General features: G+C 54.5%; 24 protein-coding genes and 20 tRNA genes. 5 read left to right on the forward strand and 39 right to left on the reverse strand.

What is annotated here, in order from left to right:
- Positions 1-71: 71 nt before the first annotated feature.
- The 28 genes from Pla100_RS24445 to Pla100_RS24535 form a co-directional block, all read right to left on the reverse strand.
- Complete coding sequence (locus Pla100_RS24445; RefSeq protein WP_231603515.1) at positions 72-1,091, reverse strand: vWA domain-containing protein; 1,020 nt, start codon at positions 1,089-1,091, stop codon at positions 72-74.
- Positions 1,092-2,017: 926 nt separating this feature from the next.
- Positions 2,018-2,221, reverse strand: a complete 204-nt coding sequence (locus Pla100_RS24450; protein ID WP_231603517.1) for an SEC-C metal-binding domain-containing protein — start codon at positions 2,219-2,221, stop codon at positions 2,018-2,020.
- A gap of 130 nt (positions 2,222-2,351) precedes the next feature.
- A tRNA-Cys gene (locus Pla100_RS31105) sits at positions 2,352-2,422 on the reverse strand.
- A 31-nt stretch (positions 2,423-2,453) separates the two neighbouring features.
- Positions 2,454-2,834 carry a hypothetical protein gene (locus Pla100_RS24455; RefSeq protein ID WP_146581107.1) on the reverse strand — a complete coding sequence of 127 codons (381 nt, stop codon included), beginning with the start codon at positions 2,832-2,834 and terminating at the stop codon, positions 2,454-2,456.
- A 112-nt stretch (positions 2,835-2,946) separates the two neighbouring features.
- Positions 2,947-3,018: transfer RNA gene (locus Pla100_RS31110), tRNA-Arg, on the reverse strand.
- Between the two features lie 32 nt (positions 3,019-3,050).
- Positions 3,051-3,124, reverse strand: a tRNA-Thr gene (locus Pla100_RS24460).
- Positions 3,125-3,141: 17 nt separating this feature from the next.
- Positions 3,142-3,213: transfer RNA gene (locus Pla100_RS24465), tRNA-Arg, on the reverse strand.
- Between the two features lie 196 nt (positions 3,214-3,409).
- Positions 3,410-3,481 (reverse strand) — tRNA-Ala (locus Pla100_RS31115).
- A gap of 98 nt (positions 3,482-3,579) precedes the next feature.
- Positions 3,580-3,652 (reverse strand) — tRNA-Val (locus tag Pla100_RS24470).
- Positions 3,653-3,890: 238 nt separating this feature from the next.
- A tRNA-Leu gene (locus Pla100_RS24475) sits at positions 3,891-3,962 on the reverse strand.
- 12 nt (positions 3,963-3,974) lie between these two features.
- Positions 3,975-4,045: transfer RNA gene (locus tag Pla100_RS24480), tRNA-Ala, on the reverse strand.
- A gap of 93 nt (positions 4,046-4,138) precedes the next feature.
- A tRNA-His gene (locus tag Pla100_RS31120) sits at positions 4,139-4,229 on the reverse strand.
- 65 nt (positions 4,230-4,294) lie between these two features.
- A complete protein-coding gene (locus Pla100_RS24485) occupies positions 4,295-4,564 on the reverse strand; it encodes a hypothetical protein (protein ID WP_231603519.1) in 270 nt (89 codons plus the stop codon).
- Positions 4,565-4,614: 50 nt separating this feature from the next.
- Positions 4,615-4,686: transfer RNA gene (locus Pla100_RS24490), tRNA-Val, on the reverse strand.
- 8 nt (positions 4,687-4,694) lie between these two features.
- Positions 4,695-4,765, reverse strand: a tRNA-Trp gene (locus tag Pla100_RS24495).
- Between the two features lie 122 nt (positions 4,766-4,887).
- A tRNA-Ser gene (locus tag Pla100_RS31125) sits at positions 4,888-4,971 on the reverse strand.
- Between the two features lie 100 nt (positions 4,972-5,071).
- Positions 5,072-5,146: transfer RNA gene (locus Pla100_RS24500), tRNA-Glu, on the reverse strand.
- Between the two features lie 168 nt (positions 5,147-5,314).
- A tRNA-Asp gene (locus Pla100_RS31130) sits at positions 5,315-5,387 on the reverse strand.
- Positions 5,388-5,477: 90 nt separating this feature from the next.
- A tRNA-Asn gene (locus Pla100_RS31135) sits at positions 5,478-5,551 on the reverse strand.
- A gap of 16 nt (positions 5,552-5,567) precedes the next feature.
- Positions 5,568-5,658: transfer RNA gene (locus Pla100_RS31140), tRNA-OTHER, on the reverse strand.
- A gap of 111 nt (positions 5,659-5,769) precedes the next feature.
- Positions 5,770-5,841 (reverse strand) — tRNA-Gly (locus Pla100_RS24505).
- A 12-nt stretch (positions 5,842-5,853) separates the two neighbouring features.
- Positions 5,854-5,924: transfer RNA gene (locus tag Pla100_RS24510), tRNA-Gly, on the reverse strand.
- A gap of 122 nt (positions 5,925-6,046) precedes the next feature.
- Positions 6,047-6,119 (reverse strand) — tRNA-Lys (locus Pla100_RS24515).
- 364 nt (positions 6,120-6,483) lie between these two features.
- Positions 6,484-6,555, reverse strand: a tRNA-Phe gene (locus tag Pla100_RS24520).
- Positions 6,556-6,715: 160 nt separating this feature from the next.
- Positions 6,716-6,841 carry a hypothetical protein gene (locus Pla100_RS32230; protein ID WP_261344823.1) on the reverse strand — a complete coding sequence of 42 codons (126 nt, stop codon included), beginning with the start codon at positions 6,839-6,841 and terminating at the stop codon, positions 6,716-6,718.
- 230 nt (positions 6,842-7,071) lie between these two features.
- The gene (locus tag Pla100_RS24525; RefSeq protein ID WP_146581109.1) at positions 7,072-7,539 is read right to left on the reverse strand and encodes a DUF1569 domain-containing protein; all 468 of its coding nucleotides are present in this window, start codon (positions 7,537-7,539) and stop codon (positions 7,072-7,074) included.
- 384 nt (positions 7,540-7,923) lie between these two features.
- Positions 7,924-8,148, reverse strand: a complete 225-nt coding sequence (locus tag Pla100_RS24530; protein WP_146581110.1) for a thiol-disulfide oxidoreductase DCC family protein — start codon at positions 8,146-8,148, stop codon at positions 7,924-7,926.
- A complete protein-coding gene (locus tag Pla100_RS24535; protein WP_231603520.1) occupies positions 8,145-8,981 on the reverse strand; it encodes an SOUL family heme-binding protein in 837 nt (278 codons plus the stop codon). Before Pla100_RS24535 ends, Pla100_RS24530 begins: the two co-directional genes overlap by 4 nt.
- 13 nt (positions 8,982-8,994) lie before the next feature.
- Between Pla100_RS24535 and Pla100_RS24540 the strand changes: the two genes are divergently transcribed.
- Complete coding sequence (locus tag Pla100_RS24540) at positions 8,995-9,219, forward strand: TIGR03643 family protein (protein ID WP_261344824.1); 225 nt, start codon at positions 8,995-8,997, stop codon at positions 9,217-9,219.
- 190 nt (positions 9,220-9,409) lie between these two features.
- Here the strand turns inward: Pla100_RS24540 and Pla100_RS24550 are convergent, their stop codons facing one another.
- Both Pla100_RS24550 and Pla100_RS24555 read right to left on the reverse strand, forming a co-directional pair.
- Positions 9,410-9,847, reverse strand: a complete 438-nt coding sequence (locus tag Pla100_RS24550) for a hypothetical protein (RefSeq protein WP_146581116.1) — start codon at positions 9,845-9,847, stop codon at positions 9,410-9,412.
- Positions 9,844-10,659 carry a radical SAM protein gene (locus tag Pla100_RS24555; protein ID WP_231603522.1) on the reverse strand — a complete coding sequence of 272 codons (816 nt, stop codon included), beginning with the start codon at positions 10,657-10,659 and terminating at the stop codon, positions 9,844-9,846. Before Pla100_RS24555 ends, Pla100_RS24550 begins: the two co-directional genes overlap by 4 nt.
- Positions 10,660-10,728: 69 nt before the next feature.
- Here Pla100_RS24555 and Pla100_RS24560 point away from each other — a divergent pair, with 69 nt between their 5' ends.
- Positions 10,729-11,202, forward strand: a complete 474-nt coding sequence (locus Pla100_RS24560; RefSeq protein ID WP_146581120.1) for a DUF1569 domain-containing protein — start codon at positions 10,729-10,731, stop codon at positions 11,200-11,202.
- 13 nt (positions 11,203-11,215) lie between these two features.
- Here Pla100_RS24560 and Pla100_RS24565 read toward each other — a convergent pair whose 3' ends face one another.
- From Pla100_RS24565 to Pla100_RS24580, 6 genes are all read right to left on the reverse strand, one after another.
- Positions 11,216-11,551 carry a C40 family peptidase gene (locus Pla100_RS24565; protein ID WP_197168198.1) on the reverse strand — a complete coding sequence of 112 codons (336 nt, stop codon included), beginning with the start codon at positions 11,549-11,551 and terminating at the stop codon, positions 11,216-11,218.
- 15 nt (positions 11,552-11,566) lie between these two features.
- Complete coding sequence (locus Pla100_RS31145) at positions 11,567-11,722, reverse strand: hypothetical protein (protein WP_197168199.1); 156 nt, start codon at positions 11,720-11,722, stop codon at positions 11,567-11,569.
- A 100-nt stretch (positions 11,723-11,822) separates the two neighbouring features.
- Positions 11,823-12,536, reverse strand: a complete 714-nt coding sequence (locus Pla100_RS24570) for a glycosyltransferase family A protein (protein ID WP_146581124.1) — start codon at positions 12,534-12,536, stop codon at positions 11,823-11,825.
- The gene (locus Pla100_RS31890; protein WP_231603523.1) at positions 12,529-12,852 is read right to left on the reverse strand and encodes a glycosyltransferase family 2 protein; all 324 of its coding nucleotides are present in this window, start codon (positions 12,850-12,852) and stop codon (positions 12,529-12,531) included. Before Pla100_RS31890 ends, Pla100_RS24570 begins: the two co-directional genes overlap by 8 nt.
- Positions 12,853-14,040 (reverse strand): glycosyltransferase, encoded by a 1,188-nt coding sequence (locus Pla100_RS31895; RefSeq protein WP_231603526.1) that lies wholly within the window; start codon positions 14,038-14,040, stop codon positions 12,853-12,855. It lies immediately after the preceding gene.
- Between the two features lie 100 nt (positions 14,041-14,140).
- The gene (locus Pla100_RS24580; RefSeq protein WP_146581126.1) at positions 14,141-14,872 is read right to left on the reverse strand and encodes an ImmA/IrrE family metallo-endopeptidase; all 732 of its coding nucleotides are present in this window, start codon (positions 14,870-14,872) and stop codon (positions 14,141-14,143) included.
- 38 nt (positions 14,873-14,910) lie between these two features.
- Between Pla100_RS24580 and Pla100_RS24585 the strand changes: the two genes are divergently transcribed.
- The 3 genes from Pla100_RS24585 to Pla100_RS24595 all read left to right on the forward strand — a co-directional run bounded on the left by Pla100_RS24585 (position 14,911) and on the right by Pla100_RS24595 (position 18,302).
- A complete protein-coding gene (locus Pla100_RS24585; protein WP_146581128.1) occupies positions 14,911-17,172 on the forward strand; it encodes a hypothetical protein in 2,262 nt (753 codons plus the stop codon).
- A gap of 272 nt (positions 17,173-17,444) precedes the next feature.
- The gene (locus Pla100_RS24590; RefSeq protein ID WP_146581130.1) at positions 17,445-17,696 is read left to right on the forward strand and encodes a hypothetical protein; all 252 of its coding nucleotides are present in this window, start codon (positions 17,445-17,447) and stop codon (positions 17,694-17,696) included.
- A 216-nt stretch (positions 17,697-17,912) separates the two neighbouring features.
- Positions 17,913-18,302 carry a hypothetical protein gene (locus Pla100_RS24595; RefSeq protein WP_146581132.1) on the forward strand — a complete coding sequence of 130 codons (390 nt, stop codon included), beginning with the start codon at positions 17,913-17,915 and terminating at the stop codon, positions 18,300-18,302.
- On the opposite strand, the gene Pla100_RS24600 is transcribed toward Pla100_RS24595, so the two are convergent.
- The 3 genes from Pla100_RS24600 to Pla100_RS24610 are packed head-to-tail and all read right to left on the reverse strand — an operon-like array spanning position 18,242 to position 22,284.
- Positions 18,242-18,763, reverse strand: a complete 522-nt coding sequence (locus Pla100_RS24600; RefSeq protein WP_197168201.1) for a DUF1553 domain-containing protein — start codon at positions 18,761-18,763, stop codon at positions 18,242-18,244. The genes Pla100_RS24595 and Pla100_RS24600 overlap by 61 nt on opposite strands.
- Entirely contained in the window at positions 18,764-20,689 is a 1,926-nt protein-coding gene (locus tag Pla100_RS24605) for a DUF1549 domain-containing protein (protein WP_146581136.1), read from the reverse strand.
- Complete coding sequence (locus Pla100_RS24610) at positions 20,686-22,284, reverse strand: sulfatase (RefSeq protein ID WP_146581139.1); 1,599 nt, start codon at positions 22,282-22,284, stop codon at positions 20,686-20,688. Before Pla100_RS24610 ends, Pla100_RS24605 begins: the two co-directional genes overlap by 4 nt.
- Between the last annotated feature and the right edge of the window lie 23 nt (positions 22,285-22,307).

A 22,307-nucleotide genomic window follows, 5' to 3' on the forward strand; every position in this document is an offset into this window, starting at 1 on the left:
AACCCGCGGGTGCTCGTATTCGCAACGTAGGCTTTCAGCCTGCGAATGGCAAGCTGGAAGCTGATTCCACTTTACAACTCGACGGATTCGACTTCGCGGACGAAGCGGGATGCGTCGTTTTCTAGGAACGAGCTGACGACGTTGAACACGGCGTCACTGAAGCCGCCGATGTTCAGGATGTCGTTTCGCTCGGGTGCCTGGCTGGTTCCGTACGGTTGGATGTCAATGCAGACCAGCTTTGGATCGGCAATGCCGTGTCCGCGCTGGATCTGCTTGAACATCTCCCACTGCGTCATCACTCCGGTTGAACCGTTTTGGCCGTAGCTGTAGGCGCGTCCGTTCGTGATCCAGCTTTCGTTGTCGCTTACCAGCACGATGCCGGCAAAGGCTTGCTTCGCGTATCGTGTGTTGGCTTCGACAAATGGCAACGAGCAGTCTGTTCCTCCGCCTCCGTACTTCGACAAGCGTGCTGACAGTGACAGGATCGAATCGCTTGGATCGACCTTGACCTTGTAAGCTTGCGTATCGAATGGAATCACGACGCTGTCTGGGGTGCGACGCAGGATCGCTGCTGCGAACAGTGCCGCAACATCGACGCATCGCAGCTTCGACGTTCCGCCCCGACCTCGGTTTCCCGTGACTGGGCATCCCATCGAACCTGACGTGTCGAGTCCGATGATGACTGGTCCAGGTAGCGTTGGCACGTTTCCGCACGCGATCTCGGCAGCGTCATGCAACGCCGTCTTGATCTTGCTCGGAACCTCGTTCGATGCGTTCATGTAAGCCGCCAGGAACTGGTACGGGAACTGACGGCTGCGAGCGATCGCGTCGCGGTCCGCCAATTGGCCGGCCACGTAGTCGATCATCGCGTTGTCGGTTCCTGCGAATCCCAAGATTCCAGGCTTCTTGAACACGTCATGACGCAATAGCGTGTTGAGGTTCATTCGTAGTGCTTGCGGTCCCATCTGTCGGGCGATCGCCTTCCAAACGAGCGGTCCCTTGACGTAGTCACCTTTGGCGATGTCTTCGCCAGCGATCCTGGCCGCAACGGTCGTCACGGTTTTGGATCGAGATTCGGTTGTGGTTTTCATGTTTCCGTAATCGTTGAAAGATTGAATTGTGCATGTGTGTTCTCCGCTGGACCGCGAGCTTGGATTACTCGCGGCCGGTCGTAATGGCGAAACAGGAATGTAAAACACGCATAGTTCAGTCTCTCGAGACAATTGTGGAAAACGCGACTAACGAAGTGGTTGATCAGAAACGTTTCGATGCTCTATCCAATTGAGCTACGGCACTGCTTGGCAATGCCGGCGGGGGTTCGAACCCGCAACCTCCGAATCAAGATGTATTCCGATGCGGCAGTTAGTCGTGTACGGGTGTGGGATAAGCTTCCAGCTTGTCGACTGCTTGATGACAGGCAGGATGCCTATCCCACGGGTTGTTGTGTGTAAAAACGATTGACGAAGTTTGTTAATCAGACATTTCGATGCTCTACCAACTGAGCTACGAAGCGAACACAAGGTTCACATCGGTGGGACTTGAACCCACGACACTCGCATGATGTAGTCCAATCAGGCAGTCAATCGTGTATTGGTGGCGACGAAGTAATGACTCAGACCACTAGCGTGTAGGAATCGAACCTACCGATCGTGTTGCCGCGATCCCCAGACTCACTGGACGCAATCATGGATGGATTCCAAGCCGGCAGTCGCCATGTTTTGTAAAAGTCCAACGAAGTTGTTTGCCGAGAAAACCGCTCTTATCGACAGCAATGCCATCGACAGTGGGCACACGACGACGATTCTCATGGAGATTCATCGACGCTCACGCTGCTTCCGGTCGCCCGGAAGCTCGATACCTTAGGGTCCTCATAGTTAGGATGTATTCCCAGCAGGCAGTTGAACTTTGTGTTGTGATCGGCCATCCGCTCATTTCGTTCGTCGTCTTGAACGTCTCACGACTCAAGACTCATTCCTCAAGACTCATTCCCTAAAAGTAGTCGTCGCGATTGACGCCATCACAGACGCCCCGGTCGTAGGCAACAACGCTTGAACCGCTGACCGCTGCCACATGGGCATAGGTCGTTGCGACCGAGCTTTTCCTCGAGTTGTTTGCCTCGGATGATTCGGACTCCGCGTTTGACTTTCGTTTCTGACGGGTAGCCTTTACGACGTTTGCTCATTGGCTCGAAAGCATTGTGCGTTGTCGTCGTCATATTCATGTTCGTATCGCATTAGTCTGCTCCAGCTAAGTTTGAAAGTGGTGGATTGTGCAAAGACTGATCGGCGAAGGGACAACTCAGATGTTTCACATTTTCAAGATGTAATCCGAATCTGCAGTCGATCAGTCAGAAACGCCGGTGGGAGTCGAACCCACTTCGACCGGGTTGCAGCCGGTTGCCTGGCCATCTGGCTCCAGCGTCATGAGTCACCGCCGGGTAGGCGGCGACCGTGTTACTTGTCCTTTTCGCTATCGTTCAGATCAATGATCTTGAACGTTACCTCAGTGACTTCCTTGACGACGTGTGGCGTGATTGAGACGCCTTCGTCACTCTCGTTCAGAACGATGCGCGGGGTCGATGGCTCGAACCGCAAATCGTCGATGTAGTTCGCCGTGTGGAAATCGTCTATTGGACGCAGCAGGTCGTCGCCGCTTCGAGACATCAGCGAGCCGATGTCGTCAGTGCTTCTAATGCAAGCTCGTCCGACGTCGTCGACGCTGTTGACTCCGATTCGGGCAACATCGTCGGCACATCGACCGAACATTCCCAGCACTGCGAGCAATCCGGCACCAGCACCGTGGGCCAATGCGTTGTCATTGTCGTTCTTCATCATCGGCCTCCTTTCATCGTGGCGTCGTGTTAAGTGCTCTCGCCAGGAATTGAACCTGGTCTACGACCTTCGCAAAGTCGCGTGCGAATCCGGCACACTCCGAGAACATTTTGAGTAACCCGCCCAGGAATCGAACCTGGTCCGACAGTTTCGAAGACTGTCATGCTCTCCGGCACACCCGCGAGTCATTTGGTTGTTTTCTTCATTCATAGTCACAAGAGCCGACGACTGGGTTCGCACCAGCATGAGCCGCTTTACAAGAGCGGTGCCTTTCTGCATCGAGCCACATCGGCTTGGATTGTCGCATCAGTAGCCCGACCAGGAATCGAACCCGGAACTTCTGGTTAGAAGCCAGAGATGATTTCCGTTTCACCATCGAGCCAGGACTAGCGGGTTAGCATTTAGCTTTTTAGCCTTTAGCATTCAGTGTCTTGCTAGTCGCTAGTTCGCTAGCGACTAATTCGCCAATCAAAAGCGGAAGGCGAGGGAGTCGAACCCTCATCACCCGAAGGTGGCACGCGTTAGCAGTGCGGCCCGGCAAACCGTATCCGGCTGCCTTCCGTAAACAAGAAATTGAATGGACCGAAAGGGAATCGAACCCTTCCACCGACTTTGCAAAAGTCAGTCGCCTCCTTGGAACATGCCAGCCCATTTGTTTTCATTAAAGGTCCGTCCGGGAATTGAACCCGGTCTTCGTCCATACCACAGACGCGTGCTGCCGCAACACTTACAGACCTTGTCATTTAAGTGATCACGGATGGAATCGAACCATCGGTCTCCTGCTTGTCACGCAGGCGTCTTAGCCGCTGGACCACGCGATCGTTGAAGAAGCGATTAGCTATTGGCGTTTAGCGATTTGCTTCTTTAGTCTGGGCTAACAGCTAAAAGCCATTTGCTAACAGCTCTTTCAGTAGCGGGTTCGGGGGTCGCACCCGACGGTCCAGGCTTATGAGGCCCGGATGAGCCTGGCTCACCCGCATCGAGGGAGTTGTGAGTCATGAGCAATGAGTCCTGAGAATCCTTTCGCGACTCAAGACTCACTGCTCACGTCTCAAGCAGTGCTGAGGGCGGGAGTCGAACCCGCAAGCACTTGTTCCTAAGACAAGCGGCTCGCCGTTGGCCTACCTCAGCGTTTGCGTAAAGTGGAGCACCGGGGAATCGAACCCCGATTTTCTGCGTGCAAAACAGACGTCTTCCCGTTGGACGAGCGCCCCATTAATGAAGTTAGAAATGTTAAGAGTGAAGAGTGAAAATGGTTCGCGTCGGATGTTTCAAACTTCACCCTTCACTCTTCAGACTTCTGTTGATGCCCAGAGCAGGAGTCGAACCTGCAAACACTCGGGTTACTGAGTTCATTGCCCAATGGGCTCGCCGCTCTGCCGGTTGGCGTATCTAGGCGTTGATTGCTGGTGCCGTTGGGAAGGACGCGACCGACCGCGTCCTTCCCAACGGCTGCCAACGTGCTACGCATGTAGCCTCGGAGAACTGTCCCCCGTCGACTTGCGATGGTTCTTGATCGCTTTGTGCGAATCAGGAAGCTGGTCGTCTTCGACGATCAGATCGCCGACGCACTCGACCACCCAGCCATCGACCCAACCGACCTTGTCGTCTCGGAGCCTCAGCACGCGGCCGACCTTCGCAAACTCTTGCGGGATGTACGATGTCGTTTGCACTGATCCGCCAGTGATGCGGCGTCTCATCGCACACTGCACGTACTTCACATTTCTGGACATCGTCGTTCTCCGTGGTAAGTTGCGGGGCAGCGTCACCGCGACGCTGGCAGTAGTCCCGGATGGAATCGAACCATCGTTTCCTGCGTGTAAAACAGGTGTCGTCGCCGTTGGACCACAGGACCTAAAAAAGCACGTCCCCAAGGATTTGAACCCTGACTAACTGGTTTGGAATCAGCAGTGCTACCGTTACACCAGAGACGTGTGTGTCTTTTCAAACAAGTGGGAACGCAAGGAATCGAACCTCTCGCCGACCGCCACACAATTAAAGGCAGAAGATTTACAGTCTCCCGTGTGGAAACGCTCCCAGGAATTGGTCGAATTAGCGGAAGCCGTGGGACTCGAACCCACAACGGTGATTAGCCGCAGCTGTTTTCAAGACAGTGTCCTCATCCGGCCGGGTGACTTCCGAGAGCTAGCGAGTTAGCTGTTAGCGATTTAGCTTGTTAGATACGAACTAGGGCGATTTCCTAATCCGCTAAACAGCTAATTGCTAACCTGCTACGCCAATGACGTGAACGGGAATCGAACCCGCGGACTCCTGGTTGAAAACCAGACGATTCTGCCAACAGAATCTACCACGCCAAAATAGTTGATAGCCTGTAGTCCTTAGTCCGTAGAAATCATTCCGACCTACAGACTAAAGACTATTACCTACGGACTATCGAAGTACCGCATAGGAGTTTCGATCTCCTTCCTGTTACCTGAGAAGCAACCGACCTAGCCAGTAGTCGAATGCGGCGATCTAGAAAGCGATGGCAACGGGAGTCGAACCCGCAGCGACTTGATAGACAATCAAGCTTCCTTCCCAGAGGAACTTGCCACCGAAAATGTTCACAGGGTGACCGATCGGAATTGAACCGATATGGACTTCGTTCACAGCGAAGTTCCTGAAACCAATACAGGACGGCCACAGCTCCATAGGCTGGAATCGAACCAGCGGCAAACTGATTAACAGTCAGTCCGAGCCACCAGCGGCTCCCCCATGGATTACTGATTTAAACAACACCGGAGATTGGAATCGAACCAATGGACGACCCCCTCGGCGGTAAACACTGCCAGAATCGGGTGCAGCGACCAGCAACTGCTACTCCGGCGTACATCAAACTTGCAAAGCACTCCGTCCGGGAATTGAACCCGACCTGCGAGCTTCAAAGGCTCACGTCGCGACTACGCGCCGGAGAGAGTATTTTCAAAACCAATCAAAGAGTGTCCTGCGGGAGTCGAACCCACCTAGCCGGATTGGAAGTCCGGGACCTTTGCCGCTCGGCCAAGGACACGTGAATCTGCAGAGCGCCCAGTGGGAGTTGAACCCACACTTCCGCCATGGCAAGGCAGCAGGCTACCGCTACATCATGGGCGCAAAAATGCATCACTACCAAATTGTCAAAGATCGAAATAGCTATTAGCGGTTAGCATCTAGCAATTAGCTTTCCAGTGTTGGAGCTAATCGCTAACGGCTAATAGCTAATCGCTATCTTTAAGTGGGATCGGTGAGAATCGAACTCACATCGCTCGGATTAAGAGTCCGATGCATTACCTTGTCTGCCACAATCCCAAAATCAGTTGCGAGTCTCGAGCTGCGAGTCATGAGTGTTCGATCTCAGGACTCATCACTCGGAACTCAAGTCTCTCTTAATCGGCGTGGCGGGAATTGAACCCGCGACCGTCCATTGAAGTTTGAAGAGTGAAATGTGAAGTTGGAAATCACTTTCGCTCCTGGCATTTCACTCTTCACCCTTCTCTCTTCAAACTTCCAAAGTGGTAGCCCCGAGGATCGAACTCGGCACAACCTCGTTATCAGCAAGGCCTGGACAACCAGCCCTCGACTACCTCAGTAGCAGTTAGCTTTTAGCGATTTGCCTTTAGCTTTCCTGTCACTGCTAACAGCTAATCGCGAACGGCTAACAGCTATCTCTCAGTGGGCCGGGAGGCGCTCGAATCCTCGTCTGCGGTTCTTCAGACCGCCGCTAGACCGTCTCAGCTACCAGCCCGTCATAGCTTGTTAGCATTTAGCGATTTAGCGTTTAGCTTTTGCATCTCTGGCTAGTTGCTAACTCGCTAACGGCTAATCCGCTAACGAACGAAAAAAGGCTCGATGCCTGAGTGACACCGAGCCTTCATGAAGAAGTCGTTCGCTAATGAAAGCGAGTGTCACATCAGACGCGGATACGCCAGGGCAAAATTCCGATTCAACGGACTGTCACTATGGACAGGAGCGCCGAACGCATTGCCTTCGTATATCTGTTCGAGTCGACTGGATTGAATATTCGTTAACATCAGAAAGCTCGTTACTCGCTTGTCTATGAATGTGACTTGTGTGTTCGTAGAGATAGACTCTCTCGCGGCCAGATGGTTCGCCAAAAATCTCGCTTTCGCAAAACTAGACTCGCTAGGTGGCGAGATTGCTTCACGACGGCAAGAAAAACGTTGCCATCTCTCGCACGAAAGTCAAACGATTCGTCGATGCTTTTGTACTCGCACGTTGCGAGATTTTCTCAAATGGCTAATCAAGAAGGCTCATCTTGCGAGCGGAGATGCCTGAGATGGTGAGCAGCATGTGCTGTGTGGATTTCCAGGATCTTCCCAGGCGGCAATCGGCCGAATCCCGGGTGAGGAGCGAAGCTGCCGGAGTGATCCAGGAGACGGCCAACACTTGCCGCGAATGCTTCCACTTCGGTTGCATCTTCCAAGTCGTCCGGTGGCTGGAAGATTGAGGAGGTTCGAAATCCACGAGGAGAATCAGCGCTCAGCAACTTCGGCAACAACAGCCATCGCATCAATGGTCGTAGTGGAGCAAAGAGCGACATCCAAGCCGGATAGCCACCGATCGCGTAATCTTGCACCAAAACCAAGTGCCGACAGATCTGTCCGAGCGACCAGTTTCCGTGCCGGACGTAGCCGCTGGCGAGCAATTGTCGAGCGTCATCGACGGCCGTTTCGAGATTGTCGAACTGTACTTGACGGAGGTCACTCATATGTCTTCGGCATCTCGGTAGAATCTGAATCTATTGAAGCGCATTATGAACGACTCGTCGAAAGATTGACACCCGCGATGAATACCGATGCAATCGAAGTCCGACCGGCTCGCAGCGATGATCGTGCCCGCAAATGCTGCGAATCATTGAACCATAAGAAATGCTGGGTCGAGTGATGGGAAATACCGCACCATTACACCTGAGACCGTTTCGACCAGAATATGCTGAAATGTGTCTGGCATTGTTCCGGGATTGCGTTCATCGAGTCAATTCCCGCGACTACACACCTGACCAAATTGAGGCCTGGGCTTCACCGTCGATCGATCTCGAAACATGGCGAACTCGGTTCGCTGATCGCTTCGCTTACGTGGCTACAGAAGATGATCATATCGTTGGCTTTACTGATAGCCGACCTTGAATCTCATCCATGAAGTCTTTCATGGTCATCCCGAAGCTTGACGGGCTGAATGAAGGATCGGCAATGTCGGTGAAACGGATTTGATGCTTTCGATCAAAACGACGGAGCAGTTTGATTTCGCGCAAGCAAAGCGGGCACTCGCCATCGTAGAAGACTTCCACCTGCCAGTCGTTGCTCTCTTGGCCGCTCACGAGTCTTTCGCCGTTTCGCTGTCGGCTTCCGACTTGCCGTTCTCCGTTTCCTTCGACGACGCTTTTAGTCGGATCAGGATCTCATTGCGGCGAAGTGCTGCTGGAGTGAACGGCGGATCGTAGCCAGCCGCCTCGGCCGACTCCTCTCCTTCCAGTTCGCGACTCTTCATCCATGCTCGCAGTTCGGCTTCCTTCTCCTTCGCCAGCTTCGAGTCGAGCTTGCCGGGAAAGCGAATCACCGCGAAGCGACCGCCCTTTCGCTCACGTAGCTTCACGCCCTCACCTTTCGGATCAGGAGCGCCTTCTGCGGCAACTTCTTTGGGCATCACAAAACCCATCGAGACATCTGACTTGCCGATTTCACCTTCCATGAACACCGGCGTCGTCATTGCGATCTTCTGCTCGGCCTCATTCGCTCCGCTGATGTATTGGAACAGTCGCATGAAACTGCCGTCGCGGCCCTGCGAGTCCATCTTCGAATCGGTCGCCACCAGCATCAAGTCCGGATACTCGCGGACTTCAAAACTGCCGTCGGACTCGATCACTTTGTACTCGGCCGACTCGTACCCCGCTCGAGTGGCCATCGCAACGGCGACGGTGCCAACCAAAGCAACTCCGAGGAATCCCGTGATATAGATCATTGTTCGTTTCATCCGTCCCAACTCCATCGTGTTGAACTTTCTCGACTGAGTTATTGTAGGCACACGGCTAGCAACGCCCATGCCGCCATTGACGGCCGCCAATCCTGCCATTAGGAAAATCGTTCGGATTTCGAAGTTTGCAGGAGAATGTTGGATGGGCGAGTGCCAGTCGGGACTTTCGAGAGGCGACATCGACCGTGTCATCATGATGGCCTGGGAAGATCGCACCAGCTTTGACGCCATCCAGGACCAGTTCGGGTTGTCCCCAGGCGACGTCATTAAGTTGATGCGTCGAGAGATGAAGTCCAGTTCTTTCAAGCTGTGGCGGAAGAGAACCCATGGGCGAGTAACCAAGCACGAGGCCAAGTTTGCGAAAACCGAAAATGGCGACGAACTACGACAATTTCGAGCTCCGTCTCAGCGAGGATAACCGCGTTGGCGAAGATCAAACGAGTCAGGACGAAGTCTTGCAGTCGTTGCCATGAAACCAATGACGTTCTCTATCGTGTTCGCGTCGAGGAAGACGGTAATTGGATTTTCGTCTGCCCGGTCTGTCTCGCCAGAGTCAAACCGGGGAATCCGCACTACCAGTACGGCGGGACTTGGAAGAGCAAAAAGCGTCACTGACCCGTGAAGCTATCGTCTCCAGTCGAGCCTTCGGGTTCATCCGGTGCCGGGTGGACGATCGGATACGGTGGCATGTGAGGGTAGTACTCGCCGGGATGACCCGGCGGCAGGTTGTCCGGAGCGGAATAACCGGTCGGAACGTAGTACGGATGGTCAGGCGGCAGTTGCGGCCACGTGTGCAGCGGTGGCGGGGATTCGATGACGACGGGATCTTCGGGTTCGGGCGGCCAAGGCCAATCTTCGGGCCACCAATCAGGTCTTGGGCCGTAGTCGTCGCTGGAACTGGCGGTAGTTGAATCATCACCTTCGTCGCTGTCGTCGTCGGTGGAGCTGCCCTCGGGGATGTAGTGCGATTGGCTTCCCGGTGGATCGAATGGCGGGACGAAAGGTGATGGTGGCAGGTCGGGGTCGTAAAAACCTTGCGGTGTCATCGTAGGGCATTCCGTTGCAGTGGATTAGGATGAACGAACTTGGTGCGGCGCGAGGGGCAGAGTCCGCACTGGGGGATCGACTTGGTTTGCAAGAACTGGCGGACTTCGTCGTCGCTGGAGGCCGGCGGGCAGGCTTGGTAGTCGCGGAAGAGTTGCCACTGGGGCAGATCATGGAGCCATAGCTTGGATTCGAGCTGGGCGAAGTAAGCCAAGGCGGGGCACTTCCACAGCATTCCGAGATGAAGCTGAGTGCATGTTTTTTGCAGACAGACTCGGTAGGCGGCGATGGGTTTGGAATCGAACGGCATGGGCTTGCCGTCGACGACTCGGTATTGCCGCATCCAACCACGGTGCGATTGGCGGATCTTGATTTGGATGCCGGGATGTTGTTCTCGCCATCGCCAAACGAGTTGCTTTACTTCACGCAATCGTTTGACGTATTCGTCGTGCGCCCCGTGTTGGCTGACTTCGAGTCGGCAGTCGGTCTCGATCAGCACCTCAGGCAAGCTAGGGAAGCGATGCAGGAAGAAGCCGTTAGTGACGAGCATCAGGTTGCTGTCGGGCCAGTGCTGTCGCGCGAGCAGAATGTGCTGGATGACGTTTGGGTTGAGCAGCGGTTCGCCACCGAGCAGGGCGAAACGCTTGGGCCGCAGGCGATGGGACCAGAGCGAGTAATCCGCGTCAGCTTGCTCGACGGTTGGCATTGCTCCGGCGAGATGATGATTCGAGTAGTGGCTGCATTGTTGGCACGAGAGGTTGCAGCCGTGGGCCAGGTGGTATTCCAACGCGGGAAGCGGCAAACGGTCATTCATTGGTCGGTGCCTTTTCTCATTCGGTTCCATCGGCAAGAATTCGGATCACACAGTCCCAAAGAGGCAACGATGAGCGTTCCAAAGCGAAAACTTGATTTCCAAACGGCCGACGACGTGATCGGTGAGATCGAGAGATTGAGACTCGACGGCTATTCCAGGTTGAAACGTTGGAACCTGACTCAGATGTGTGAGCATCTCACTAAGACGATGGAAGGCGAGATGAATGGTTTCGGGTTTCGCATTCCCTGGCTTCTTCGTCGAACCGTCGGCAATTGGATGACTCGCCGCGTCCTGAAAACTCGGTCCATGCCCAGCGTTCCGACGTTGCCGAGCTTGCGTCCGACTGCTGGCGATGTGGCTGAAGATTCAGTGGTTATCGAGCAGTGCATTGCGACAATTAGAAAGGCCGAACTGTTTGATGGCAGTTTGGATGACTATCCTTTCGTTGACGGATTATCCCATGACGAGTGGCGACAATTCATGTGGATCCACGCCGCCCATCATCTAGGCTTTCTTGTCCCGTGTGACTCGGCCGAATGTTGACTACCTGGCGAATTCATTGGTGAATCGGCGATGCGTGAAGAAGTCGGTCGGGGGTGTGCCAGGATTTTGCGGGGAGTGGGATTCCGGCTGACGTGAGGGCTCCGTGGACGAATTGGCTGCAGTAGATGCGTCCGTCGGGATGTGAGTTGGGATTGAAGAATTGCTTCAATCCATAACGTCGCCCCACGTTTTGGTTCGCGTAGTCGCGGATGCCTTGCACTTGGGCAGGTGTGAGTGGTTCGCTTGGTGGAACGTAGCGGACGATCCACGGCTTGCCGGCTGCATAACGGTTGATCGGTGAGCATTTGGCTCTTGGGAATGTCGATTCGCAAACCTTGCCGTCAATCACGATCGCGGTGTGCGTCTAATGCGTTCCGGTTACTCGCGAGAGGAAGTTGCCGAAGCGTCCTTTCAGACGGGACATCACCAACGTGCCATCGGGATAGGTTTGGCCGGAACATTCGGTGCAAACAAAGAACAAGAACATCGACGTTGCAATCCATCGCGTGAACGCGTGCATGTGAGAACTCCATTTCGTGTCAACGAGAAAATTTTTCTTAAGGCGAGGGCTTCGTGACTGAATGGATCGATGGTTGGGTGGATGAGTTGATTGGTTGGCTCTAGCGCCAGATGACTCGTTCGATTCCGTGTTTGCGGAGGGCGGCTTTCTGGAACTCGGGACGCCGCCGTCGGTAGCCGGGTGGGTCGATGTGTTCGTGCTTGAACGAGTGAGAGATATCGCAGGCGACGTTGACGCCGGCGATCTTGCACCGCCAGAAGAAGTCCCAGTGCTCTTCGACTTTGAGCGATTCATCCCAGCGGATCGCTTGTAGGATGTCGCGATAGGCAACGAAGCAGTTGCCGACGTAGTGGCACCAGCGGAGCGAGCCTTGGCGGCGGTAGTGACCGTGAGGAATCCGCAGTCGTTTGCCGTCGACCTTCATGAGCTTGGGCCGCTCTTGATGATTCGATAACGCGGCGAGCAGATCGAGGTCATGCCGGGCGTTGAGCTTGCGGACTAGTTCGGGCAATCGCGTTTGCTCGGTAACCATGTGGTCGTCGTCGGCGAAGACGACAATCGGTGTGTCGCCGGCATCGAGCAAGCGGTTGCGGCCGGCGGAGAGCCCGATGTCGAATTCGGTCTCGATAATTTGGTCGACCATCGCGGCTTCGGCAGGGCAATTTGCCGAGAAGCGTAGCTCGGGTTGGCCGTCATCGAGGACATGGATCAACGGGCGATCGCTGCCATAATGTTCGTGAATGCTGCGAACGAGTGCAGCACAACACTGAGGCCGATGGATGGTCTTGATACAGAAAGTCACTTGATCACGCACGAACCACACCTCCGCCGGGATAACGCATTGAATGAAAACCGTGTTTGCGTAGTCCCATGGATCGGTATTGGGATCGCTTGCGGAGGTCGCGATAATCTTTGGACGCGACGTGGGCGTGGCGAATGAAACAATCGCCAGCGACGGCCACTTTCAATTCCGCGAGTTTGGCTCGATAGAAGAACTCCCAGTGCTCGAAGGTTTTGATTTCCTCGTCCCAACGGAGGTTGCGGATCGTTGCGGTTCGGGCGAGGAACGCGTTGGATGACATGTGGCACCAGGCGACGTAGCCGTTGCGTTTGATCTCACCGCGATGCATTCAGATCCGTTTGCCGTTCATCAGCGGCGAGAGCATTGTCGGCCGGCCGCCGGCCCCTTGCCGGACACCAAGGATGTCGATGTCGAGTTTGCTGAACCGATCAATGAGCTTGTCTAGGTTGAGGTTCGGCGTGACGACGTGATCATCGTCAAGCAAGAACATGAACTCGGTGGTAACCGCATCCACCGAGATGTTGCGGCCGACTCCGACTCCAACATCGACTTGTGGCGGGTGAATGACTTGGCACTTCGCGGCGGTCTCAGGATACGCGGGAAGGAAGCGGCGTTCGGGCTGTCCATCATCGACGACGATGATGTTGTTGTTGGGCTCGGCAATGTGTTTGCACAACGACTCGACCAAGCGATGGCAGGACCAGGGTCGATGAATGGTCTTGATGCAAAACGTGATGTCACTCAGTTTCATCGGCCGACTCCGGGGGAAGGATGCGTGCGAGCGAACCGGCCACGCTGGCGGTTCGAATCGGACTTCGACGTTGGGCGGAAATGGTTTAGTTCGTTCCAACCAGCGGGCGTTGTGTTCGATCGTGGTAACTTTGGCAACGCGATGAGCGAGCCAGAACGTCGAACGGCCGCTGCCAAACTCGAGGACGTGCATCATCGGATCCAGCAGCAATTCGAGAGACGCGATCTCTTCGGGCTGCATCCACGGCTCGGGAGCGGTGAAGAGTCGCTTGATCGGATGATAGATCGTCGGTGCCAATCCGATCGGCATGGAAGGCTTCCAAGTGACCGTTCGCGAGTTGGGGATACTGACCGGGGCGATTCCGCAGTGGGCGGCGAGCGTGGCGAACCGGCATTCACCCGTTAGTCGTTCGAGTCCTTGAAGATCATCGGTGTAGATCCGAGTCAACAAAGCCACATCGTAACGGCTTTCGCAACGTTCCAGTTCGTTCAAAAACACGTGCTCGCCGGCACGATGACACTGCCGAAAAATCACCATCTGCGATTCCTCGTTCACCATCGAATGAAGATCGTGCAGCATCAATTCGGCCTGTTGCCGGTACCCGTCGTCTAATGCCAGATACGCCGCAAATATCGTGTCCACATCCGTCTTCGCCAATTCCGACCAATTCAACCGAATCGGAATTTCCAGCACTGAAAACATCTCCGCCAACAACCCGTTAGACGTCTGCCGCAGAACCGTCCGCGGATTAAAACTGCTTGTCATCGAACATAAACCTCCCAATCTTTGGTCTAAAGTACATACTTCATCTCTAGCCGAAAAAAACGCTCCCAACGCAGGAACGTACTAACCCTCTCGGAGTCACTCACTCCACGAATAAACCCATCGTTTCCAACTGGATCCGCATCGCCTCAGGGGACACAGCGAACTTAGCCGCCAACGGATCGCAAAACGTCTCGCGACGCAGCCGAACCGGATCCACCGAGCCAGCATCGTCCCCATCAACAAACGAAATCCGATTCGAGTCAACGTTCGGAACTCGCCGTTGAATTTCTACTTCGCTGACTGGCTCGTCGCCGCCAGTCAGCTCTCTCCATGCCGCCAGCATCAGCCGTTTGGGCATCAACAAGCACGCCGCAAACGCATCGGCCTGCCGCTCAATCTGTGATCGACGACCATCGGATCGATGAATCACTTCCGGCATTGCCTCATCGCCGAACAACATCGGATTGCCATCGTGGTCGACAAAGTAATGACGATGCAAAATCCAGTGACCAAGTTCGTGCCCAAATGTGAAATTGAACCGCGGCAGCATCAATGGCCACACGTCAGGGTTGATTTCGTGATCGAACATAATCAGCCCGCGACGCAGCCACGTCGCACCGTGAATGCGGTCGGCAAACCGCGATTGCAGGTCAACGAACTCGAATTCCAATTCCAGCAAGCTCGTCGCAATGTCTTCGACTTCGATCGGCGCGACCGTCGGCATCCGCACCAACCGCTCGTACCGATCCAGCACCGCATCAGCCTCAGCCGCTATCTCCGTAAGCGTCAATTCGGGCACGTCAAATCCCTGTGCCAGCAGGTCCAACGTCATCGTCACTTCCCCTTTTCCCGCATGCGTTTGATGGTTTGTTGCAGTTTCTCGACGAGTGCAGTCCGGCTTCAGTTCGCTTGCTTCAAGGGCTCGCGGCGGCAAGCTCGCATCGTATTCGAATCATTGCGATCGAGCACTTTGAGCGACTGACGGGCGGCGGTGCTAATCAGCCGGAAGCATGGCTCGACAAGTTGCCACCGGAGACGACCAATGCAATCCTCCGCACAAACTTTCCGGAAGTACCGGAAGAAACCCGTGAACGTATCGTCATCCTTTCCGACGGATACATTCGTTTCGCTGCCCTGATTTGTCGGAACGAATCGGGCCTCAATCTGAGCGACCTGACGCAGACGATTCAATCTGTCAGTCAGTGGGTGGATCACTATTTGGATGACGATGTGGATTGCGACCTGGTCGGTGCGATCGCCTTGTTTTCGCGAGTCGGCTTCCGAGATGAATTCCGAGGCGAGTTGGAAAGTCTGTCTGACTTGACCTCTACACCCATTCGAGAAATTGAGCGTCGCGTTGAGAAGATTCGAAATCGAACCGGCTTCGTAACTCAACAGGGACAATTCTGGTACGTCACCCCAGAGTTGATCGCACCTGAGATGTTTCGTCGAGGATGGCGTGCCTTCGCGGAGAATGATTTGGATAGCTTTGTGAGGACTCTACCACCACCAATGCTTGAACAATTCAAACGTCGCGTCGAACACTACGGTGGCAAGGAGGTCGCGGCACGGGTCGCGGATTACTTTCGCGGATTGATGGTCACGCTTTCAATTGACGATTTGCTTGACGCCGATGTCGTCGAATTTATGGTCTCGATCGTAAAGTTGGATCCGTCCAGATACGTCCATCGGATCGCCGACCTCGTTGAAAACAGCTCCGCCGAAGACATCGGCAAGATCGGCACGCAATTAGGAAGCGGCTCGTGGGGGCCACGACGGCATCTTGTTTGGATGTTTGAAAAGATGGCACTCTTTCCAGAGTTCTTTCTCGATGCGGAAAGAGCGCTCTTCAAACTCGCATCGACCGAAACTGAGGACCACATCGGAAACAACGCGACAAAGATCTGGGCGACGCTTTGGCAGATCTACTTTTCCAATACTTCGTTGCCGTTCGATGAAAGGTTGACAGTTCTAAAGCGGCGATTTGACAGCCCAATGTCACTGGGACTTTGTGAACTTGCAATCGATGCCATGATCGGTCGCACCGGAGGTGGTCCGGTTCCTCCTCCCTTCTACGCGGGCCGTCCCGTTCCGGACGTGTGGTCTCCACAATCCCGAGAAAATGAGAGGCAATACGTTGAGAAGGAATTTGCGAGTTCACCACGACATACGATGGGATTGGTCGAGGTCATCGGAAACAAAATGGATTTGTTTTCGAGGATCCTTACCTCGATCGAGAATGATGAGCTGTCCTCTGTCGACGTTGTGCGATTGGCCTACAACTTTGGCGGTCAGCCTCTGCCCCCCGAGGCGAGCTTGCGGTTGCTCGAATCATTCGCGTGCGACGACGCGAGATTTGATCGCGAGGCAAACTGGATGGTGCGATTAATTCATCACCTCATCATGGCAAATCGCCACGGAGAGGCTGAGCAAGATATTCTCGCTTCGCCTGCGTTTCGGGTGATCGCTCGTGAGACCTTGCAAAAAGCATTGCCCCAACTGGATCGTCACTCCGTTGGAGAATGGTGCCAGATTGGTTCGAGGCTTATTCAAAGAGGCGATTTGGAGTGCTTTAAGCTGTTTGAGGAGGCACTCGGTTCTGACGACCCTACCTTGTGTCGGAAGTCACTTACCAGTCTCGAAGAGTTGGCAGAAGGTTACCCCGTTGAAGTGATGGACTGTTTCGGAAGGGCGTTGGCCGGTGACTCTGGGATGTACCTCCGTGTCCACAACTGCGATTCGCTTCTTAGCGCTCTTCCAAAACGCGTGGTGCTTGATTGGTGTGACGGCAAAACAACCAATGAAGTGAAGATGATCGCACGGCACATGCCACCTCCTTATCAAGCGGGAACATCGATGAACGTGCCCGAGGTACTGGACGAGTTCCTGATTTCCTATGGCAGTGACGAAATTGTGGCCGAACTCCACGCAGGAAAGAACAGTTCAGGAGTTTGGAATGGACCTCTGTCGCCGCAACTCAAGGATGAGGCCGAGCGGCTGACGTCATTGTTGAGCCATCCGAATCAATGGATTTACCGTTACGCTGCCCTCGAACGAGATTATTTGCTGGCCTGGGCAGAGCGTGAACAGATCCGTGAAGCAAACGAAGCCATTCAGCACCGAACGAAATAGTCGCACTTTTGCTCCGTCGTTATTCGAGCTATCGCTTGCCTTAATCTACGGCCAGGAACTGAGAATCTCGACCAAAATGCGACTGCACCGTTCCGGATCATTTGCCCCCGAGAGTCCAAGGGATTTGATTGTCATAGGCTTTCCACCGAAAAGCGGTCGAAACAAATCTTGCTGCGGAGAAATTTTGGAATTGCGATCTGCCTAAGGGCTCGATTCGATATCCGTACTACAGTTGCCAATCAACGGCCGGCGGTCGGCCACCGTGCCCTGGCGTGAACGTGCAATGCTACGAAATCGAGACGCTCATTTGCGGGTTATTGAACCAGCCGACCAAAGACTACGCAAAAGAAGTCCAAGTCATCGCCGCGGCTTGGAGCCAGCTAAACGAAGACGCCAAACGGATCGTGTTGCCCAAGATCCTCTCGAGGGCAGTTCTCGAAATGAGCACCGGTGAAATCACGCTCGGCTTGGTTGATGACGCAGCTGAGTTCGTTCGCGAAGCAGTGGAACATCAAACCGCCTAGGTGCTGGAACCATCTCATCTACTACGGATTGTTCTGAACGTCTGAGTCTTCTGAGAGTTCTGGGCTTCCAAGCGCGCCGAAGTTAAAATCGTGCTTCGACACGGTACGGATGAATTCTTATGCTCAGCTATTGACGCGGAACACAGATGGGAGCTTTGTTGACCTAACCGAGTCTCTGCAAGCATTTGTTGCGATTGATAATGGAAAATGATGACCATGAACGTTTACGAATTGACCTATTTCGCGGACGATCCGCGATTCAGTGGCTTTGAGTTCCCCGAGGACGCTCCGTCACTGATCGGTCGCGAGTCGATTGCACGCGATTTTGATCCTGAACTCCACGGCGAGTTCGATTGGAGGCCCGTTTCGCTGGCGAAAGTTTGGGTTCCCCAAAGAGTGGTTGGAGGGGTCGAGCCGTACAACGACTACCCGCGCGTGGGCATGTTGCCTGCCTTCAGTCGCCGCGCCGTCGATGCGTTGCGAGTCGAGCTTGATGCGAACGGCGAGATCTTGCCGGTGCAATCGAAGGTGGGTGAGTACTTCGTTTACAACGTGCTGACGAAATCGTTGGCGTTGGATGTAGATACACGTCGCATGCGTTCTTGATACAACATTCGTCGCCACGTTGGTTTCGAGAAATTGTCGACAACTTCCCACTGCGCGTATCGCTGCTTGACATCGTGAATGCGATAGCTGGAACCGCCAATACTTGTGTCCAGATGGCCTGATGCCAACAGGACGTTGTCGCGGATCACTTCGGCCTCAACACGTCGCGGCGGAAATCGCCACAACAGTTGTGCGGATGAGTCTTTCGCCAAGCCGACTTCATTTGGAGCTGCCGATTGGCGGAATCCTCGGGACATCACCATCATACGAATCATGTCCTTGACCGAGTAATCGGACGCGATGAATTGATCGGCCAACCAATCAAGTAGCTCGGGATGAGTCGGCGAGGCACCGGCCAGTCCGAAGTCGCTGGGCGTCGCCACGATGCCACTTCCGAAAATGTGGTGCCACGTTCGGTTCGCCATCACACGCGCCGTCAACGGATTGTTTGAGTCGACCAATCATTCGGCGAATGCTTTACGCCGCTGCGCACCCGGGCTGTCCGGCTCGATTCCGAGGTCTCCGTTGAAACGCGATGGAGCCGATGCGAAAACAGGATCGCGCGGACTTTCGGGACTGCCACGAGCGAACACAAACGTTTCGACCGGTTCAACAAAGCGGGCCACAAACGCGGGCTGAGGTCCCTCTTCGATCATCACCGCGATGATCTCATCAATCTTTTGTTGGATTGCCTTCCGTTGCTGGTCCTCACTCGATTTCTGCTTCATCGCCGAAGTGGTGGCGAACGGTTGCCATTTCCCCGATTCGTCTTCGACCTCCAAGCGAAAGTCGCCGTATTGGATGTTATGCAAGCCGTTGATGTAGTCGGTTTCTAGAAAATCTTCGCGGTTTGAACTGAGGCGAAGGCGGCTGATCTGTGTCGGCTCAGGAAAATGAAATGTGACCCACGGTTTCTCCGGCGAATCTTTGGGGGAGTTGGCTTTGAATTCTTTGGCGCCGTAAACCTGATTGACCAAATTCTCGGCGCTCATGCCTTCGTTCTTCGTCGCTGGGTTTTCCGAAACCGTCACGCCCAAGGATGGAAGTGCGACATTCCGCAGCCCGTCCTGCTCTCTTGGATCGTCTTGCAAGATCTCGACTTCGTCCATCAGCACAAAGCGTCCGGTGAAGGCAATACGAAGCGAATCGATCGTACGGCTGGGGAAGTGGACTTCTTGAAAGCCCTTCCAGTCTTCGATCCATGCCCAACCCTCCGCTCGCATTTGACCGCGCAAATGCTCTAATTCCGCACGCAGCTCGCTTTCGCGATGCACACGCGGATCATCGTTTGGCAATTCCGGATAGCGACTTCCAAACTCGACGTCCTGAAACACCGCCGTCATCGAGTAGTAGTCGGAAATCGAGATTGGATCGAACTTGTGGTTGTGGCAACGGGCACACCCGACGGTCATACCCATCACGGATGCACCAACCGTCTGTAGAATCTCGTCCATCCGATCGGCCCGGGCTTGGCGACGAGCAGATGGTTCGGCCCCCACGGTCGCGGATGGAACATGCGGACCCGAAACGAGAAAACCGGTTGCTGGGCCAGCGTTCATCGTGTCGCCCGCGAGCTGCTCGCGAATGAACTGATCGTACGATTTGTCTTCGTTGAACGAATTGACCACGTAGTCACGATACATCCAAGCGTTCTTACGATACAGATTACTCTCGCTGCCATTCGTCTCGGCCCAGCGGATCACGTCCAGCCAGTGCTGTGCCCAACGCTCACCAAAATGCGGTGACCCAAGCAGTTCGTCGACAAGCGATCGGTAGGCGACGTCTGCGTCTCTCTCGAACGCCTCAATGAATTCCTCGGTGCGCTGAGGTGTCGGCGCGAGACCGGTCAAAACGATCGATACGCGCCGAATTAGCGAACGCGGATCGGCCGGTTCCGAGAAACCAAGTCCGGCCGCCACGAGTTTCTCGCTGAGGAAGTCGTCGATCGAATCGTGTTTGAATTCAGTTCGGCGAGGCAGGAATGCCCAATGGTCAATTTCTTGTTCAGCGCGATCGTCCATTTGGCCGGGCCAAATCGCTCCCTCTTTGATCCATCGTGTTACCAGTTCAATTTCTTCGGCGGGAAGCTTGTCCTCATCGGGCGGCATCGCCATGTTTGGATCGACATGGCTGATGACTTCGATCAAATAGCTTTTGTCCGGCTTGCCCGGCACCAAGGCTGCGAGTCCCGAATCGCCGCCGCGAAGCATGTAGCCACGACGATCTAGTCGAAGACCGGATTCTTGTTCGTCCTCGCCGTGACAATGCAGACAATTGTTTTCCAGTATCGGCAGGACGTCATTCTCGAAGTCAATTTCAGCCGCTTGCGACGAGATTAAGCCGAGGCTGCCGAATGTGACTGTTAGTAGAAATAAGAATCGCGTCATTTTGCTGCCTCCCAGCCGGCGGTGTGTTGGGCAATGAGCTGCTGTACCAACTCAAGATGGTCCGCTGCGACATTTCGCGTTTCTCTCGGATCGGTTTCGTGATCGAATAGCTCGACAAAGAGTGGGTCCGCGTCCATATCTCGTCGATCCTTCCAAAGCACCAACCGGTAACGATCCGTTCGCATGGTGAAGCCAGTCAGGTGTTGCTCAAACAATTCACGATCCCATCGCTCGCCCATCTGTGATTTGATACGGCTTTCCACTTCACCGATCAGCGGACCAAACCAAGTTTCTCGCATCGCTGGCGACAGCGGGTTCGCGGCCCATTCGCGAAGTGCTGGATTGGGGTACTGGCTAAACGCGGCTTTCTTCCAAGTTTGATTTGGATCATCCAGTAGCAGTGCAAAGCTATGGCCTTCCAAGTGTTCGGGCTTGGACAAACCAACTAACTCACAAAGCGTTGGATAGATATCGACCAACTCGACCAAAGCATCGGTCTTGGCTCCACGAGTTTTCATCGTTGGCGTCCAAATCATGAGTGGCACACGCGTTGCAATTTCGTAGTTGGTCGCTTTTCCCCAGACGCCCATGTCGCCAAGGTGCCAACCGTGATCGCCCCAAACGACGATGATCGTGTTGTCGCGAATACCGGCTTCTTCCAACGCCGCGATTAGTTTTCCGATTTGTGAGTCGACGTAACTGGTGCTGGCTAGGTAGGCGTGCTTTAAGGTTCGAGATAACTCCGCCCCAAGTGGTCCCGACTTGGGAATTCCCGCACGGGTGCGAAGTTCAAACGAAGCGTGCAAGCCCATCGCGGCGCCGTCTGTGGGGGCCTCTGTTTCGCTTGCCATCGGAATGTCTGCTGGATCGTACAGGTCCCAGTACTTCGCGGGAGCACACCAATTTAGATGCGGAAGTTTGTAACCCATCGCCAGGAAGAACGGCTTGTTGTTGTCGGCCACAAGTTGTTTCAATGTGGCGATGGCCTTGGCTGTGTTGTAACCGTCGATGTAAGCGGTGTCCGGCACATCGGCTTTTTCATAAGCCGGACCGCTTGCCAATCCGCGTTTGGCAGCTTCGCCGTACTTGGCAATCATCGCTTCCCGATCCTCGGCTTGGATGCGCTGGTTCTCGGGCAGGCGAAACGTCCCGCCCGGCGGCTTGAGACCTTTGATCCACTTCACCGGATCGCGACTCCACGAAACGCCTTCGTCCGTGTCGCCGTCGTGAAAGATCTTGCCGCAGTAAACCGTTTCGTAGCCGCCGGCAATGAAGTGCTGTGGCAACGTAACGATGTCAGGTTGAAGCTCCCGAAGCGATACGTAGTTGTGGAAAAGTCCAGTCGTCTCTGGACGAGCTCCCGTCAATAAACTCGCTCGCGATGGACGGCAAATCGCTTGCTGACAATACGCTCGATTGAACAGTAACCCGTCGCTGGCCAACGCATCCAAATGAGGTGTGACGGCGATCGGCGAACCATAGCAACCAAGCTCTGGACGCAGATCATCGACGGCAATGAAAAGGATGTTTGGTTTCTCTGCCGAATTGCCGAGAAGTGACAGGCAGGAGAGTAACAAAAAGGTCAGATACCGCATTTTCGTCATTGTCTTTGGGGACT

Origin of the sequence: Neorhodopirellula pilleata, assembly GCF_007859915.1 — a bacterium.
Classification (GTDB): domain Bacteria; phylum Planctomycetota; class Planctomycetia; order Pirellulales; family Pirellulaceae; genus Rhodopirellula; species Rhodopirellula pilleata.

What these genes read in the sequence shown, in the direction of transcription:
- Pla100_RS24445 (WP_231603515.1), bottom strand. Translation starts at nt 1,091, where the DNA reads ATGAAAACCACAACCGAATCTCGATCCAAAACCGTGACGACCGTTGCG.
- Pla100_RS24450 (WP_231603517.1), bottom strand. Translation starts at nt 2,221, where the DNA reads ATGAATATGACGACGACAACGCACAATGCTTTCGAGCCAATGAGCAAA.
- Pla100_RS24455 (WP_146581107.1), bottom strand. Translation starts at nt 2,834, where the DNA reads ATGATGAAGAACGACAATGACAACGCATTGGCCCACGGTGCTGGTGCC.
- Pla100_RS24485 (WP_231603519.1), bottom strand. Translation starts at nt 4,564, where the DNA reads ATGTCCAGAAATGTGAAGTACGTGCAGTGTGCGATGAGACGCCGCATC.
- Pla100_RS32230 (WP_261344823.1), bottom strand. Translation starts at nt 6,841, where the DNA reads ATGTTAACGAATATTCAATCCAGTCGACTCGAACAGATATACGAAGGC.
- Pla100_RS24525 (WP_146581109.1), bottom strand. Translation starts at nt 7,539, where the DNA reads ATGAGTGACCTCCGTCAAGTACAGTTCGACAATCTCGAAACGGCCGTC.
- Pla100_RS24535 (WP_231603520.1), bottom strand. Translation starts at nt 8,981, where the DNA reads ATGTCGCCTCTCGAAAGTCCCGACTGGCACTCGCCCATCCAACATTCT.
- Pla100_RS24540 (WP_261344824.1), top strand. Translation starts at nt 8,995, where the DNA reads ATGATGGCCTGGGAAGATCGCACCAGCTTTGACGCCATCCAGGACCAG.
- Pla100_RS24550 (WP_146581116.1), bottom strand. Translation starts at nt 9,847, where the DNA reads ATGACACCGCAAGGTTTTTACGACCCCGACCTGCCACCATCACCTTTC.
- Pla100_RS24555 (WP_231603522.1), bottom strand. Translation starts at nt 10,659, where the DNA reads ATGAATGACCGTTTGCCGCTTCCCGCGTTGGAATACCACCTGGCCCAC.
- Pla100_RS24560 (WP_146581120.1), top strand. Translation starts at nt 10,729, where the DNA reads ATGAGCGTTCCAAAGCGAAAACTTGATTTCCAAACGGCCGACGACGTG.
- Pla100_RS31145 (WP_197168199.1), bottom strand. Translation starts at nt 11,722, where the DNA reads ATGCACGCGTTCACGCGATGGATTGCAACGTCGATGTTCTTGTTCTTT.
- Pla100_RS31890 (WP_231603523.1), bottom strand. Translation starts at nt 12,852, where the DNA reads ATGCATCGCGGTGAGATCAAACGCAACGGCTACGTCGCCTGGTGCCAC.
- Pla100_RS31895 (WP_231603526.1), bottom strand. Translation starts at nt 14,040, where the DNA reads ATGACAAGCAGTTTTAATCCGCGGACGGTTCTGCGGCAGACGTCTAAC.
- Pla100_RS24580 (WP_146581126.1), bottom strand. Translation starts at nt 14,872, where the DNA reads ATGACGTTGGACCTGCTGGCACAGGGATTTGACGTGCCCGAATTGACG.
- Pla100_RS24595 (WP_146581132.1), top strand. Translation starts at nt 17,913, where the DNA reads ATGAACGTTTACGAATTGACCTATTTCGCGGACGATCCGCGATTCAGT.
- Pla100_RS24605 (WP_146581136.1), bottom strand. Translation starts at nt 20,689, where the DNA reads ATGACGCGATTCTTATTTCTACTAACAGTCACATTCGGCAGCCTCGGC.
- Pla100_RS24610 (WP_146581139.1), bottom strand. Translation starts at nt 22,284, where the DNA reads ATGCGGTATCTGACCTTTTTGTTACTCTCCTGCCTGTCACTTCTCGGC.